Origin of the sequence: Butyrivibrio fibrisolvens (assembly GCF_037113525.1) — a bacterium.
Classification (GTDB): domain Bacteria; phylum Bacillota; class Clostridia; order Lachnospirales; family Lachnospiraceae; genus Butyrivibrio; species Butyrivibrio fibrisolvens.
In genome coordinates, this window is record NZ_CP146963.1 from 2,001,308 (window position 1) to 2,016,271 (window position 14,964).

The following is a 14,964-nucleotide window of genomic DNA, read 5'->3' on the forward strand; positions in this document are numbered from 1 at the left end:
AGTCACTCGTTTCACTCGCGACATGAGGTTAAAAAATGTATTATATACCAACAAGGCTTTTTACAGGCCAGGATGCATTAAAAAATAATAAAGATTATCTGACAGGGCTTGGTACAAAAGCTCTGATCGTTACAGGATCAAAGTCAGCGAAAATAAACGGATCATTTGATGATGTAGCTCAGATTCTTGAAGATTCGGGAAAAGAATTTTCTGTATATGAAGGAATTCAGGAAAATCCTACAGTTGAGAGTATCATGGAAGCCAGAGAGTTTGGGCGCGATAATGTATGTGATTTCGTAGTAGGAATCGGCGGAGGATCAGCTCTTGATGCTTCAAAGGCCATATCACTTATGATGGCTCACTACAATGATGGATGGGAATATCTTTACGATACTAATAAAAGTAATGATATGCTTCCTCTTGCAGCAGTTCCAACTACATGTGGCACAGGATCAGAGGTTACAGGTGTATCTGTTCTTACAAGAACCGACCTTAAGACTAAGAAATCCAGTGTACACAAACTCTATCCTAATGTATCTTTTGTCGATGGTAAGTATTTAAAGACAGCTCCTAGATCAATCCTTCGAAATACAGCAATGGATGCGCTTTCTCATATGATAGAAGGAACTATTCATACAAAGGCAACTCCATACACTAGAATGTGCGCTTCCCATGGTCTTGATATTTGGAGAAGCTGTAAAGGCGTTATAGACGGAACTAAAGAAGCATCTGAAGATGATCTGCAAAGTCTGATGGATGCCTCTACAATGGCAGGAATGACAATAGCCCAGACAGGAACTACAATTCCTCATGCGTTAAGTTATCCGATAACAATAGGCCTTAATATTCCTCATGGTAAGAGCGTAAGCTATTTCCTTGCTGAGTTTGTTAAAGCCATGAATAAAGAGGATAGGGATTTTATCCTTACAAAATCTGGCTTTGGAGATCCGGATGAGCTTAATGAGTTTTTCAAAAAGGTTTGTGAACCGGATGAGATTCCTTTAAATTACAGAGAGATAGCATATGAGGAACTTTGCAGCAACAAGGCTAAACTCAGCTGCGTGCCATTCGAAATAAATGACAGCATTCTCAAGAGAATAGCTGGTATATAAATGGTTAAGGCTTCGCCTATTCCTGAGGCTGGCCGTTAATAAATGATTTTCAAAGACAAGAAAAACATTTATTAACGGCCAGCCTCAGGAATATTCAAGTTATTAAGTAGTTTTATTAGTGCGAAGTTTGAGTATAATTATATTATGAGATAGGTTCGATTCTTGTAGGGGGTGCTTATGAGAAGTCATGAGGTTACAACGAGTCAGCTATTACTTGGAAGAGACGGTGAGATCGTAGAACCGGGCTGGGCTAAGAGCCAGGTCTGGCAGTACAAAAGGGACATGATCAAAGCTCCGAAATTTCGCATCAAGGAATGGGACTATTACATGATAATTCATGATGCCAAGGACTCTGATGACGAGAGTTTTGCAGCAGCATTTACAATATCTGATGATGGCTATCTTGGTCTTCAATCTGTATCATTACTCCATCTTGGCCCCAAGGATCTGAGCGAGCATACTGAAACAGTCCTTAATCTATTCCCCATGGGCAAAATGCATATGCCCGAAAATTCTTCAGTAGGGGATGTGGAATTCAAAAATGACAGGCTCCATCTATTATATAAAAAAGATGAAAATACAAGACATATAAAGTGTGCCTTTAAGAATTTTAAAGATGGGAAGATGTTAAAGGCAGACATAGTGCTTGATCAGCCGAACATAGACACCATGGTCATAGCAACTCCGTGGAACAAGAAACATGCCTTTTATTATAATCAAAAGATCAATTGTATGAAGGCATCCGGAACTATTACTTATGATGGCAAAATCTATACTTTTGATAAAGAAAGAGACTATGCAACCCTTGACTGGGGCAGAGGAGTATGGACCTACGACAATACCTGGTACTGGGGCAACGGAAACGCAAGAATAGATGGCCACGACTTCGGCTTCAATATCGGATACGGCTTTGGCAACACATCTGCCGCAACTGAAAACGTGATCATCTATGACGGCATAGTACATAAACTTGACGATATTACTATCGAAATCCCCGGCGACGTAAGCCTCTACGACATGGTCAGCCCTCGCTACATGGAAGACTGGAAGATTACCTCCTCCGACAAGCGATTCGAAATGACCTTCCACCCAATCCTTGATAGAGCAGCCAAATTAGACTACAAAGTAATAGAATCCGACCAGCACCAAGTCTTTGGGCGTATGAATGGCAAAGCAATCCTTGATGATGGCAAAGTCATAGAAGTTAATGACTTGCTATGCTTCATAGAAAAAGTACACAACAAATACTAACTATATAGATACCGTGAAAGTTCCTGAGGGTGGCTGGTACTAATCGATTTTCTTGTCTTTGAAAGGTTTATTTAAATTCAAGAGCAAAATAGATGGAGCTATATATTCTGTATGGGATCCACATGCCCCCGCGTAGCGAGTTTGGATCCCAGAATATATAACTCCATCTATTATGCCTTGAATTTATAAAACTTTCATGACAAGAAAATCGATTAGTACCAGCCACCCTCAGGAACCCTTCGGCAACGTAGCATAATTCAGATCAGTCCATAGTGTCTGAGCCCGTTGAAGATGCCGTCTTCATGGATGTCGGTCGTGACATATTCGGCGATTGCCTTGATCCTGTCATCTCCATTGCCCATGCAGATTGAGTGCTTTGCAAGCCTGAACATATCCATATCGTTCATACTGTCGCCCACTACAAAGACATCATCAAGATCTATATGCTCAAGTTCCATGAACTCCTTGATTCCCGTGGCTTTAGAGAAGCCTTCCGGGATTATTTCTACAATAACACCGTTGTGATCTATAAAATCAAAGTCAGGAAGAAGTGACATAACCTTTTCAAAGTCAGTATCTTCGCTGATATCAGCACTGAACTTATTAATGCGTGTACCTTTGCCAATCATAGACGTTGGTTTCGCGATAGGCCCAAGCCTGTCCTTAAGAAGCTGTATATATGGATCTCCAACGCTTTCAAAGTCCTCAACATTAAAGAAATGATCTTCAGGACCCTCAAACACCATCGGCATCTTATTATCAGTCAGAACCTTAAGAGAACGTGCTATCTGCTCATCTGTCATGAGCTTTTCATAGATAACTTCCCCGTTTTTCTCAATGTGAGTACCGCATCCTGCCACAATTCCTTCAAATCCCAGATCCAGAAGCTCTTTCTCAATAATATTAGAACGTGCCCTGCCTGTATTAATATAAGCAGCATGCCCATTTTCCCTAAGCATACTAATGGCCTTTTTTGTGCTCTCCGGAATTACTTGATGAAAATCCCAAAGAGTACCATCAATATCAAAAAATACATATTTTTTCATAATCATTATCTACTTTCTAAAAATCCTATCTTACTTTTATAAATCATATCGTAAATTTTTTCAATCTCTCCATAAAATATATGAATTACTTTACGTATATAAAATAGTATTAGGAATCCTCTGAAGCTTTGCATTTTTAGAATCTTAAACAAATCTTAAACATTTCAGTACTTGGAACTTAAGAATTGAGGCACTACAATAGAGACTGTAAACAAACAGATCTGTTTTTTTATATATCTAAATACAAATCATAATTATGAGGGGATTATGAACAAAGTACTTATATGTGACGACGAACCGGATATAGTTGCAGCGATCAGCATATATCTTGAAAGCGAAGGACTTGAAGTTATTAAGACATCTAATGGCAAAGAAGCTTTGGATATCATGAACAGCGAGGCCGGAAAGGATGTAAGTTTACTTCTTCTTGATATAATGATGCCTGTTATGGATGGGATAACGGCCATGGCAGCGATCCGAAAATTTTCCAATGTACCTGTTATACTTCTTACCGCTAAAAGCGAGGATGCGGATAAGATCATGGGACTTAACATAGGGGCAGATGATTATGTAACCAAGCCCTTTAATCCCGTCGAGCTTATTGCAAGAGTAAGATCACAGCTTCGCCGCTATACACAGCTTGGATGTATGACTGCTCCTAAGGATGAAGGAACTGACAAGATGGTCGTTGGAGGAATAGAGCTTGATGACAAAGCCAAGGAAGTATATCTTGACGGCAATAAAGTAAGCCTTACTCCCATCGAATATGATATCTTGAAGCTCCTTATGCAGCACCAGGGCGAAGTCCTTTCACCCAAGAAGATATATGAAGCTGTATGGCATGATCAGGCACTTGGGGCGGAGAGTACCGTTGCCGTTCACGTCCGTCATATCAGGGAAAAAATTGAGTACGACAGCGCAAATCCCCGATACCTTAAAGCAGTTTGGGGACATGGATATAAAATTGAGTCCTAGAAAAAGGGAGTTGATCAAAGATTGACCAAAAGAAGTGGCGATGCGAGCTCCACCACTTCCAAAACATTAGTAACTCGCAATATGAGGAAGGGTAATGATGAGTAAACCATATAAAAGATCTTTACATCTGTTAAATATAATTGCTATTTGTTTATGCTCGATAATCTTAATAACATGCCTTGGCGTGATATTTACCATGGATGAAATGGGGCTTATGTTTACTTCCGGAAGTACGCTTAAGACAACTCTGATGGATGAGGCCGCATATGACTTTGCTCTGTGGGCACTTGCAGACCGTGAACATGGATATAATGCAGAGTTCATGGAAGAGAAAGGCTGCAATATCGCAGTTATCGAAGGCGAGTATGATCACATCAAAGATCTGGACCTTAATGATGAGTCTACATACGTTTTCAAGAATTTTGCCGGTGATCTTCCTGCAGAGTACTATACGATAGGTACATATGTATCAACTGGCAGTACCTTTTCCCTTTCTGAGAATATGTATGATTTCCTGTTCAGAGATAATAATTATATCAATGATTCTTATTCATATGAATCTGAGATCAGGGATATAAAGGGAATTGGCTATGACATGTTAGGACAGCAGGCCTATATCTGGGATGGTGAAAGATTCTACAGTCTAAACGGCAATTCATATCGATATAAAATGTCTGAGGATGGCGGAACATATAACACAACCAATATCTATGAACGTATCTGGGCAAGTCAGGCACCGGTAATCGAAGATGATAATGCGACTGTTTCTATAGAAGTAGAAAATGATACAGACATTATAGAAAAAGAAACTACAGATATAGAAGGAACAGAAGCTACAGATGTAGAAGAAAAAGAAACTACAGATGTAGAAGGAAAAGAAAATACTAATAATACTGATATTACGGAAAAAGCAGCAGCTGATAATACAGAAAAAGTTGAAGCAGATACTAAAGTTGATACTAAAGAAGATACTAAAGAAGATACTAAAACAATTACTGATACTAAAGAATCAACATCAGCTGTTAACGATAAATACCTTTACATAGATGGAATTCCATATTCTCCTCTCGGAAGTGATGACAGTGAATATGTGCTTGAACTTAATGGCTATACTTCATCCGGCGTCCTGTCACTTTCAAACGTTGCGGACCTTACAGATCTTCACGATGAGTTCAGAGATGCTGATATAGATGTATGCAGTCTTGAATCTGTATCATCAGTTGATGTTGTATCTGACTCATCATATAACCTATATACAGTAGTCTGTTTTCCAAGAGATAACCAGGCATCAGACAGCTTTTTTGCCCAGGCTTCAAGATATTTGAGGCTGATACCGGTGCTGCATGTACTGCTTCCTGTAATCTCGGTTGTAGCAGGTCTTATCCTGATCTTACTCGTAGTACTTTTGGTTGTAAGAGCTGGCAAATATGATAACAATGGCTCTTTTAACAGTGATATTTTTGCTAGCTTCCCTATGGAAGTGATGTTTGCTCTTGCCTGTATGGCAGAGTGCATGACGGGAGCACTTGTTGCCTATGCAATTGATGATCGGCTTATGGCAGGTAGTGGCGGATATCTCGTTCTTGGAATAGGGGCATTACTGGCTATCCTGGCAGGCACGCTGTGGTTTGAAAGCGTTGTCATAAACTTTAAATCAGGTCATTTTTACAGAAATACTCTTTGTTACAAGATCATCATGTGGTTTGGCAGAATCATTGGAGGCATCAAAAATGCAATAGTTGATTCCTTGAGAAATGTTAAGTGGAGTCAAAGGATAATTGTCATTTGCCTTTTGATTGTATTTGGAGAAGCAATAGGAATTATTAACATACATAACAGGCCGGGTCTGTTCTTTGTATGGCTTATAGAAAAAATAATTCTGGCACTTGTTCTTTTTAAAGTACTAAGAGATTATGGGAAAATCAAAAAAGCAGCAGTTGAGATGGCTGCAGGTAATATGGACGTAACAGTTAATACAGATGAAATGTTCATAGACCTTGAGGAGCATGGCAAGGCTCTTAACGAAATAAGTAGCGGTCTTAATAATGCGATAAGTGAACGTATGAAGAGCGAGAGAATGAAGACCGAGCTTATAACCAACGTATCTCATGATATCAAGACACCTCTTACATCTGTTATCAATTATGTAGATTTACTTGAAAAAGAAAACTTTGAAAACGAGACAGCAAGAGGCTACCTTGAAGTACTCGACAGGCAGGCCAAGAGACTCAAAAAGCTCATAGAAGACCTTATAGAGGCATCAAAGGCAGCTACAGGCAGTATCAAGTTCAATATTGAAAACGTAAATGCAAGAGTACTTTTGCATCAGTCCATCGGCGAATTCGATGACAGGCTGTCAGACAGAAATATAGTAGTGATCACAGACGTTCCTGAAAAAGATGTATATGTTAAAGCAGACAACAGATATCTTTTCAGAGTATTCGATAACCTTATGAGTAATATCGTTAAGTACTCTCAGGAAGGCACTAGGGCTTATGTTGAGCTCAAAGAAGAGAACGGCCGCGCACATTATACTTTTAAGAATATTTCTAAAGATAAGCTAAATATATCAGCAGATGAACTTATGGAAAGATTCGTAAGAGGAGACCGTTCCAGAAATACTGAAGGTAACGGCCTTGGACTTTCGATCGCAAGATCACTGACAGAATCCATGGGAGGTAAGATGGAACTGACAGTTGACGGAGACCTTTTTAAGGTTGATATATCGTTTCCAGAGGAAGAATTACAAGAAGAGTCGTGCGCATAGAAGCACGTCTGGAGTTCATTTTGAACTCCTTGCTTCTGAGCATGCGCTTGTTAAATCCATATAACGTGCGCATAGAAATATAATGACATTAGAGATTGGAGACAGAATTATGAAAAAAAGAATCGTAGCAGTTATTTTATCAATGGTGGTATGCTTTTCTGTTGTTGGATGTTCAAAGACAGAAGGCGAGAATAAGAGTGAAAATGGCAATGTTGAAGTTGTATCGGACGATCAGGTTGAGGACCAGACAGATGACGTTGTAATGAACGAATCTACAGATCCAAAGGCAGATACAACACTGTCAAACGGAACTATTGAGATTTCATTATATGATGATATAAATGACGTATTTGATAAGCTTGGCGAGTCTGACAAAGAAGATGAATTCGGAAATATCATTTATGATGACTTTACAATACAGTGTTTTGGAGAAGGTGATGATAAAGAACTTTCCGGTATCTTCACATACAGTAAGAATGTTACGACAAGCAAGGGAATATCAGTTGGATCTACGTACGCAGATGTTGTAGAAGCCTATGGTGAACCTTCTTTTGAATCAGAAGAAGATGGTAAAAAGATTGCAAACTATACATCATCCGGATATACACTCGGCTTTACTATCGAAAATGATGAAGTAACAGCCATTGCTATCACAGCTGGAATGGGCTGATGAATAGTTATTAATGGATTGTTTTGAGAAAAATGAATAACACTTGATTATAAAAAATATATGCCTACAGCTAAGGTGATATAAAACCATAGCTGTAGGCATTTTTGTTAGACGTGTAATAAAAGCAATACGTTTAGAATGATCTTGAAATTCAATTAATAAAACCAGGATGTTTTATCCAATAGAGAATCTCTGAAGGTTTCCATTGATCGTATCAACCGCATCGGATACGGAAGTTGCAGCAGCATCCATACTCGATAATCCCTCCTGTTTGATTTGAAAAAAAGATAAAAGTTATCATGCACTTCTATATATTGGATATTAATTAACTGGATTAAATATAAAAAGAATTATTTTTTCACACTTAATAAATTAATTAAAAAACATTATTTTTTCCTTTAAGATCGCCAATAAAGTAGTATATTGTGGGCACCTTGCGGTGGGGGATTTTGGCCGCATAATTTCCAGCCTTAGAAGGAGGTTAGAAATGGATAGTAATATGGAAGAAAAAAGCAGAAAAATGTCATATAAATAATGGGCGTATATGTACTTACGTCTATTATTTAATTGTTTAAAATAATTTAAAGATATACATAAAATAGCTAAAAATGCCGATGAGAATACTATACGATATCTTTTTTTCACACTTATTCATCAATATAGTAATAAAAGTAATAGAAATTTACGGAGGAATCTATTATGGCAAATGAAGGTAAGCAGTCTAAAAAGGCAAGGCAGCCTGGCCAGAAGAGCATTAAGACAAGACTTATTGCTGTTATGGTAGCTGTTGTATCAATTCCGCTTATAGTGTCTCTGGCTATAAGTTATTTTTCATCAACTAATAAAGCGCTTGAAGATGCTGAAACCTCCCTTAGCTGGCAGGCTCAGTATATTGCGTCTGAATTTAACACTGTTATAAAAGAAAATCTTGATATTATTCAGTCTGTTGCAAGTAATCCGACCACGATCGTATATATGGAAGGAACAGCAGGAATAAGTGATGAAGTTATGATCCAGATGCTTCAGGCAAATGATGCGATTCTTGGCGATGGCAATGTAATTGCTATTGCGGATACTACGGGTATGCAGGTTGTCAAAACAAGTGGAACACTTACAGATGTATCAACTAGAGAATACTATCAGGAAGCATTGAAGGGAAATTCCTATATCTCTAATGTACTTGTAAACAGTATAACCGGAGACAGAATGATAACGATGTGTGTTCCTATCAAGAACGAAAATGGAGATGTAATAGGAACAGTTCAGAGAAACTATTCACTTGCTGCCCTTCATAACTTGCTTGCAGATAAAACAGAAGATGCCTTTGTTGCAGATAGAAATAATATCATGGCAGCTCATGCCAAGATGGAAATAAGCGCAGAAGAGGAGTATGACCTTAGCGGTACTCCATATTGTGCAGAAGGTTCTGGAACAATTGTTGATAAGACAAGTTTTGATACTCCGCTTATCATGTCATATTATGAAGATGATGTTACAGGATTTAAGGTCGTAGTATCTACTGATTATAATAAAGCAATGGCTTCTGCTAACAGCTCTGCAATGATCTCTATCGTAATAGGCGTTTTAATGCTTGTCGCTGCAGTTGTGATCTCATTCCTTATGGCTAAGAGTTTTACAGATCCTATTATGGAAGTTAATGAATCTCTGGCACAGCTTGCTGATGGTAAATTCCAGACTATAAATAAATTCACTAAGCAAAAAGATGAATTTGGTGCAATGGTTAACAATACCAATACTGTAATTGGTAAGCTTTCCGGTATAGTTAACAGTATTAAGGCTTCCTCAGATACTGTTGAGACGTCTTCCATGGAATTATCAGACATGGCTAGTCAGATCTCTCAGACTACAGAAGATGTAGCAAATGCAGTTCAGGAAATTGCATCCGGTGCTACCCAGCAGGCTGATGAAATTCAGTCAGCATCTGAAAATGTTGGAAATATCGGAGATGCTGTTGTAGATGTACAGTCATCAACTAATGACCTTGAAGGTCTTGCAGGAAGAATGCAGGAAGCATCTGAAGCTTCATCTGCTTCTCTTTCTAACCTTCAGGAATCCAGTAACGAGATGACAGGTAAGATAGATGAGATTTCAACAGCTATTTCTGCAACACAGAATGCTGTTACTAATATCAACGACAAGGTTGAGGGCATTTCCTCCATTGCAACTCAGACCAACCTCCTTTCACTCAATGCTTCTATCGAAGCAGCAAGAGCAGGTGAGGCGGGAAGAGGCTTCGCAGTTGTTGCTGAAGAGATCGGTAAACTTGCAGAAGATTCCAAGAACATGGCTGATGAGATCCGTAAAGAGATGGATATCCTCCTTGAGCAGTCTAAGGCAGCAGTTGACGCAGCTGAGTCTATCAAGGATAGTAATGGCAATCAGCAGACAGCTCTTGGTGAAACACTTCAGAGTGTAAACAGTATGCTTGAAGATATTGCATCTACAGTTGGAGGTGTTCAGAGAATTGCAGCAGGAGCTGAAACCTGTGAGACGTCCAAGAACTCTGTTGTTGATACAATGAGTGCTCTGTCGGCTATTTCAGAAGAGAATGCAGCTTCTTCACAGGAGACTGGAGCTTCCATGCAGGAACTTTCTGCAACAGTTACAACACTTGCAGAATCTGCTAAAGGACTTAAGGACGTAGCAGAGAAGCTTAATCAGGAGATGGCATTCTTCAAATAAGCATAAATGAGTATATAAAAGTATTGATACCTACAGCTGTGGTGGTAACACACTTGGCTGTAGGTATTTTTCATTAACAGAAACTTCGCACATATAGAATTGTCAAAGCTTTCGCGTATTCCTGAGGGCGGCCGTTAATAAATGATTTTCTTGTCATGAAAGTATTATAAAATTCAAGGCATGATATCTGGAGATTTTTATTCTAGGGTCCGAAACTCGCTTCGCTCAAACATGCGGTCCCTAAACAGAATAAAATACTCCATCTATCAAGCTCTTGAATTTAATAATACTTTCAAAGACAAGAAAATCATTTATTAACGGCCGCCCTCAGGAATATTTCTTCATGAGATCTCTCCTGAATCGTTTTTCAATATAAATATATCGAAAAACGATAAAAATATATTGACAATCGATTTGAGACGTCATATTATAATTAACAGAAAGCTAAAGTCATGAATTTAGCGCTGAATTGGAATCCGAGGTTCCAGTTTGCAAAAGTTAATTCCGTTTTACTAGAATACTCGCAAGAGTAAATTCCAGTAAAACTATATAGTTCCTGATTTTTAGGAAATTAGTATTGCAAAGTTGATTATTATTGGAATTTACAATTCCAAACACATTGTTTTGACTCATAAAAGCTGTTATGCTTTTTTCGAGATAAATATCTATGAAAAAGTACGCACACTAATCGGAGGTCGAATTAAGCTTCCTTTTTCGCAAGATTAAATTCCACCCCTCTGAGAATCGGTATGTGTTCCGAATGGCGTAAGCTATTTTTACTTTTTCAGCAACAGAGGTGTGAGATTTATCTCGTTAGCAGGAATGAGCTTGATGTTAAGGGTATCAAGTACATTCTCACCGTGAAGGAAGCTGAACAGCTGATGTGAGGATTGGTTGTTCAGCTTTTTTCTATTGTATGAATTTATGTGACTCATCATAAGATAAATGTCATCTTGACACAGGTTATCAAACGATGTGCCTTTAGGAAGAACGCGACGTATCATCTCATGAGTTACTTCGCAACCTCCCTTCTGATTAGATCGTTGTGGATCACAATAGAAAATGCGGGTTCTACGTTCATTATTGTCATTAAACTCTATGGCAAGCGGATCAGTGAATTCGCTACCACGATCTGTAAGTATGACAGGAAAAAGCTGTGTGAATACATCATGACCAAGCTTTTCATAAAGGTCATTAAATATGCACTTTACAGATTTTGCAGTATTAGCATCTCGTATAAAGGCAAGCATCAAACTACTGTCCCTAAAATATATAGTCAGTAATACTTTTCCGCCTTTGCGACCTTCTACTGAATCCATTTCAACAACAGCTGTATCTGGATTAGCTGAAAGAAATGCTTCAAAATCTTCATATGTGCGTCCTATGTGGCACTGCTTGTCTACTCTGACAGGTTTTTTATGAGAACGAACACGGTAACGAACTTTTCGAGGAAGATCTATGTTGTCCACAGATAGGAGACCGGCATCAATGTAGTTATAGATGGTCTTTTCATCAAGCATTATGTCATCTCCATTATTGACACAGATCATGTGTATTGACTGACCTTGCTTAACAAGTGGCGAAATGATCGCATCAATTCGTTTCAATTCAGTTGGTGTTATTGCGATTCCCTGCCGGCTTTCAGACCTTTGGGATTCATACTCTTGTTGAGCAGCCTTTGCTACATACAGGTGTCGTTCAAGCTTGCATCGATGGCGGGTATCGCAGCCGTTACATACATATGGAGGTTTATTTAATTTGCGACATGTAAGTTCCACAAAATCAGGGCAATGCTCAAAGCAGTTTCTGAAAGAGCACCTCCTGCAAATGCCATGATGCGGATTTTTGCATGGCTTGCATGCCTGCCCTATTAGTGAACAATTAGCGCGTTTGGCACATGGGTTGTAACTACCACTTCGGGAATACTGTATATGGTTCTTTATTTCCTTTGCTATAGTGGAGGGATCTTTTCCTAGTTCTCTTCCTATATCAGTAAAGGAATCTCCCTCTCGGAGGGATACTTCGATAGTAGATCTGTCATCAAGAGTTAGATGTGCGTTTTTAGCCATGGTTAATTCTCCTTGGTATACGCCATCCGGACTCTGGTGCTGAACTATAAATATATCACACCGGAATGTTTGCAAGACTTATTTCCGGTAGCAACTTTGCAACACTAAGTTCCAGTTTTTGGCTGAATGAACTGGAATTTAAGTTTTCAATTCAGCTCATGAATTTAGCTATTCTCCATGGAGGAATTCACAAATGAATAAACAGAATAAAGAAAGCCTTATTACAAGTGTAAAGGTTACTAAGATCTTTATAATACTTGTGGCTATTGCTTCGGTGATAACTTGCATCGTCGGGCCGAAGATCGTCTCTTATGTGACGCTTGAATCAAACGAAGGAGTCTTTGAATCTCCCTGGCTTACAGGGTATCCGAGATTCTGGATCATCATTATAGGCGGATATATCTGCGCTATCATATTGTTTGTAATGCTATATCAGCTTTACAGACTGGTTGTAAGGATAGATGGCGGAGAAGTATTTTCTGAACGTAATGTAAGATCACTCAAGATCATAAGTGATGTAGTACTGATGGCCTGCGTGCTTACATTCATCATGGGCATTACCTGCGGCTTCTTTATTTTGCTTATCTGCGCAGCAGCAGCTTTTATGACAGCGATCATCAGAGTTGTCATGAACGCATTTAGTAAGGCAGTGGAAATGAAAGACGAACTGGATTATACGGTATAAGGAGAGAGCCATGATAAGAGTGAATTTAGATGTAGTTATGGCTATGCGACATGTCGGCTCGGGTGATCTTGCTGACAGAGTTGATATAACTCCGGCCAATCTTTCAATTTTAAAAAATAATAAAGCTAAGGCAATTCGTTTCTCCACCCTTAACGCCCTTTGTAAGGAGCTTGGATGTCAACCAGGAGATATCCTTGAATATGTTGAGGATAAGGAGTAACGATGGAGGTCGTTATGAAGACAATATCAACATCAAATGTATTTAAAATAGCAGCAATTATCAGTTATATAATTGGTTACATCTATTTGAAATTTGTTTTATGCCAGGATTTATTTGGAGTATATGGTCAAAGCGTATGGATGCTTATCTTTGCAGTGTTGTTTATCTTATGGACAGAAAGTTTTGCATATCTTCTTGGTAATACCTATCAGAAACTCAAAGAAAACGGCAAGTCAGTTGTAGAGCCGATCATATTCATGATCTGTGTTTTACTGCAGTCAATAGCAGCCTGTGTTTATGGACTTCACAGAGACTGGGATATATATCAGCTTTTGATATGGCACGGTACTATCATTTATTATGTAATGTGTCGTATGGGAATCCTTGCAGCAGGAAGAAGTGGTATCTTTTTTCTTACCGACTGTTTTACAGGAGCAGTAATGGTTCCTATTAGTAATTTTCTCCTTAGAGCCAGAAAGCTTTTCCATAAAGAAGGCAAACCTGAAGATGAAGAAAAAGATTTTTTTGCTCCTGACGCTGAAGAAGAAAAGCCTAAAAACAAAGATCTTGGTATAATAGCAGTCAGTGTTGTCGTAGCAATCATCGTTTGCGCTATAGCAATTTCACAGCTTGTCGGCGTATCTAAGACATTTGCAGGAATCAGCGAAGGATTTGTTGATTTTTGGGTAAATATTTTTTCTGCAGATAGTATAGCGGAATTTTTTGAAGATACATTTCCTATAATCCTGTTATCAATTCCTTTTGGATGCTGGCTGTATGCTCTGGTAGCGGGATCTTTAACAAAAGAAGAAGTTGTATCTGCAAAAGAACTTGAGGAAGAAACTGAAAGCTTCCACACACTTCCTTCTTATTCTGCATATATAATCATCGGAAGTGTATGCGCATTGTATGGAATCTTTTTTATCAGTGCATTTATAGACCTTTTAAACGGCAATATCGCAACAACAGCTCACGAAGCTTCAGAATATGCAGTTGGAAGCTTCTGGCAACTTGTAAGAGTAGTAGTTCTTAACATGGCAATAATGGGTGCTTCATGTTTTGTGTCCAAAGAAGCATTGTGGACACAGAAGAAAACAAGGATCCTTGCAACTATACTGTTTGTATTTGCACTTGCATTTGCACTTCTTGCAGCATTCCAGCTTGGTGTTTACATCGTTGGATATGGCTTTACACCTAGACGAATTCTGTCATCTTGGGTTGTAGTCAACATTGTGGTATGGTGCGTGCTCATACTTGTTAGACTTTATAAACAGATATCAGCCGCACAGATCGGAATCTTGTTCGCAGCAGCGACATTCTCGATGGTTGTGTTGGGAAACTTCTAAGATTTAGGCTATAGAGATTTGCTGTAGTAGCAAATTTGAATTATATAATAGCGATAAGAAATATTGAGTTTATAAAAAGAGCTTATGGATCAAGAATAATCCATAAGCTCTTTTGTTATA

11 protein-coding genes are annotated in these 14,964 nt (G+C 38.7%); 9 read left to right on the forward strand and 2 right to left on the reverse strand.

What is annotated here, in order from left to right; translation table 11 throughout:
* Nucleotides 1-35: 35 nt before the first annotated feature.
* Together WAA20_RS08270 and WAA20_RS08275 are read left to right on the forward strand one after the other, a co-directional pair.
* The gene (locus tag WAA20_RS08270; protein ID WP_073385337.1) at nt 36-1,112 is read left to right on the forward strand and encodes an iron-containing alcohol dehydrogenase family protein; all 1,077 of its coding nucleotides are present in this window, start codon (nt 36-38) and stop codon (nt 1,110-1,112) included.
* A gap of 177 nt (nt 1,113-1,289) precedes the next feature.
* Complete coding sequence (locus WAA20_RS08275) at nt 1,290-2,363, forward strand: DUF2804 domain-containing protein (protein WP_073385339.1); 1,074 nt, start codon at nt 1,290-1,292, stop codon at nt 2,361-2,363.
* Between the two features lie 257 nt (nt 2,364-2,620).
* Here the strand turns inward: WAA20_RS08275 and WAA20_RS08280 are convergent, their stop codons facing one another.
* Complete coding sequence (locus WAA20_RS08280) at nt 2,621-3,409, reverse strand: Cof-type HAD-IIB family hydrolase (protein ID WP_073385340.1); 789 nt, start codon at nt 3,407-3,409, stop codon at nt 2,621-2,623.
* Between the two features lie 267 nt (nt 3,410-3,676).
* Between WAA20_RS08280 and WAA20_RS08285 the strand changes: the two genes are divergently transcribed.
* The 4 genes from WAA20_RS08285 (at nt 3,677) to WAA20_RS08300 (ending at nt 10,524) form a co-directional block, all read left to right on the forward strand.
* On the forward strand, nt 3,677-4,384 hold the full coding sequence (locus WAA20_RS08285) for a response regulator transcription factor (RefSeq protein ID WP_073385342.1): 708 nt from the start codon (nt 3,677-3,679) through the stop codon (nt 4,382-4,384).
* 94 nt (nt 4,385-4,478) lie between these two features.
* A complete protein-coding gene (locus tag WAA20_RS08290) occupies nt 4,479-7,151 on the forward strand; it encodes a HAMP domain-containing sensor histidine kinase (RefSeq protein WP_081373651.1) in 2,673 nt (890 codons plus the stop codon).
* 109 nt (nt 7,152-7,260) lie between these two features.
* A complete protein-coding gene (locus WAA20_RS08295) occupies nt 7,261-7,821 on the forward strand; it encodes a hypothetical protein (RefSeq protein ID WP_073385345.1) in 561 nt (186 codons plus the stop codon).
* A 699-nt stretch (nt 7,822-8,520) separates the two neighbouring features.
* A complete protein-coding gene (locus WAA20_RS08300; protein WP_073385347.1) occupies nt 8,521-10,524 on the forward strand; it encodes a methyl-accepting chemotaxis protein in 2,004 nt (667 codons plus the stop codon).
* A gap of 776 nt (nt 10,525-11,300) precedes the next feature.
* On the opposite strand, the gene WAA20_RS08305 is transcribed toward WAA20_RS08300, so the two are convergent.
* The gene (locus WAA20_RS08305; RefSeq protein WP_073390587.1) at nt 11,301-12,593 is read right to left on the reverse strand and encodes an IS30 family transposase; all 1,293 of its coding nucleotides are present in this window, start codon (nt 12,591-12,593) and stop codon (nt 11,301-11,303) included.
* Nucleotides 12,594-12,786: 193 nt separating this feature from the next.
* On the opposite strand from WAA20_RS08305, the gene WAA20_RS08310 reads away from it, so the two are divergent.
* The 3 genes from WAA20_RS08310 to WAA20_RS08320 are packed head-to-tail and all read left to right on the forward strand — an operon-like array spanning nt 12,787 to nt 14,844.
* The gene (locus WAA20_RS08310; protein ID WP_073390513.1) at nt 12,787-13,278 is read left to right on the forward strand and encodes a DUF2975 domain-containing protein; all 492 of its coding nucleotides are present in this window, start codon (nt 12,787-12,789) and stop codon (nt 13,276-13,278) included.
* A gap of 10 nt (nt 13,279-13,288) precedes the next feature.
* Nucleotides 13,289-13,498: a helix-turn-helix transcriptional regulator gene (locus WAA20_RS08315; protein ID WP_073390514.1), complete on the forward strand. Its 210-nt coding sequence runs from the start codon at nt 13,289-13,291 to the stop codon at nt 13,496-13,498.
* 14 nt (nt 13,499-13,512) lie between these two features.
* Complete coding sequence (locus tag WAA20_RS08320) at nt 13,513-14,844, forward strand: DUF4153 domain-containing protein (protein ID WP_073390515.1); 1,332 nt, start codon at nt 13,513-13,515, stop codon at nt 14,842-14,844.
* Nucleotides 14,845-14,964: the final 120 nt, after the last annotated feature.

Excerpts from the sequence above, each read along its gene's own strand:
- WAA20_RS08270 (WP_073385337.1), top strand. The coding sequence starts at position 36 with ATGTATTATATACCAACAAGGCTTTTTACAGGCCAGGATGCATTAAAA.
- WAA20_RS08275 (WP_073385339.1), top strand. The coding sequence starts at position 1,290 with ATGAGAAGTCATGAGGTTACAACGAGTCAGCTATTACTTGGAAGAGAC.
- WAA20_RS08280 (WP_073385340.1), bottom strand. The coding sequence starts at position 3,409 with ATGAAAAAATATGTATTTTTTGATATTGATGGTACTCTTTGGGATTTT.
- WAA20_RS08285 (WP_073385342.1), top strand. The coding sequence starts at position 3,677 with ATGAACAAAGTACTTATATGTGACGACGAACCGGATATAGTTGCAGCG.
- WAA20_RS08290 (WP_081373651.1), top strand. The coding sequence starts at position 4,479 with ATGATGAGTAAACCATATAAAAGATCTTTACATCTGTTAAATATAATT.
- WAA20_RS08295 (WP_073385345.1), top strand. The coding sequence starts at position 7,261 with ATGAAAAAAAGAATCGTAGCAGTTATTTTATCAATGGTGGTATGCTTT.
- WAA20_RS08300 (WP_073385347.1), top strand. The coding sequence starts at position 8,521 with ATGGCAAATGAAGGTAAGCAGTCTAAAAAGGCAAGGCAGCCTGGCCAG.
- WAA20_RS08305 (WP_073390587.1), bottom strand. The coding sequence starts at position 12,593 with ATGGCTAAAAACGCACATCTAACTCTTGATGACAGATCTACTATCGAA.
- WAA20_RS08310 (WP_073390513.1), top strand. The coding sequence starts at position 12,787 with ATGAATAAACAGAATAAAGAAAGCCTTATTACAAGTGTAAAGGTTACT.
- WAA20_RS08315 (WP_073390514.1), top strand. The coding sequence starts at position 13,289 with ATGATAAGAGTGAATTTAGATGTAGTTATGGCTATGCGACATGTCGGC.
- WAA20_RS08320 (WP_073390515.1), top strand. The coding sequence starts at position 13,513 with ATGAAGACAATATCAACATCAAATGTATTTAAAATAGCAGCAATTATC.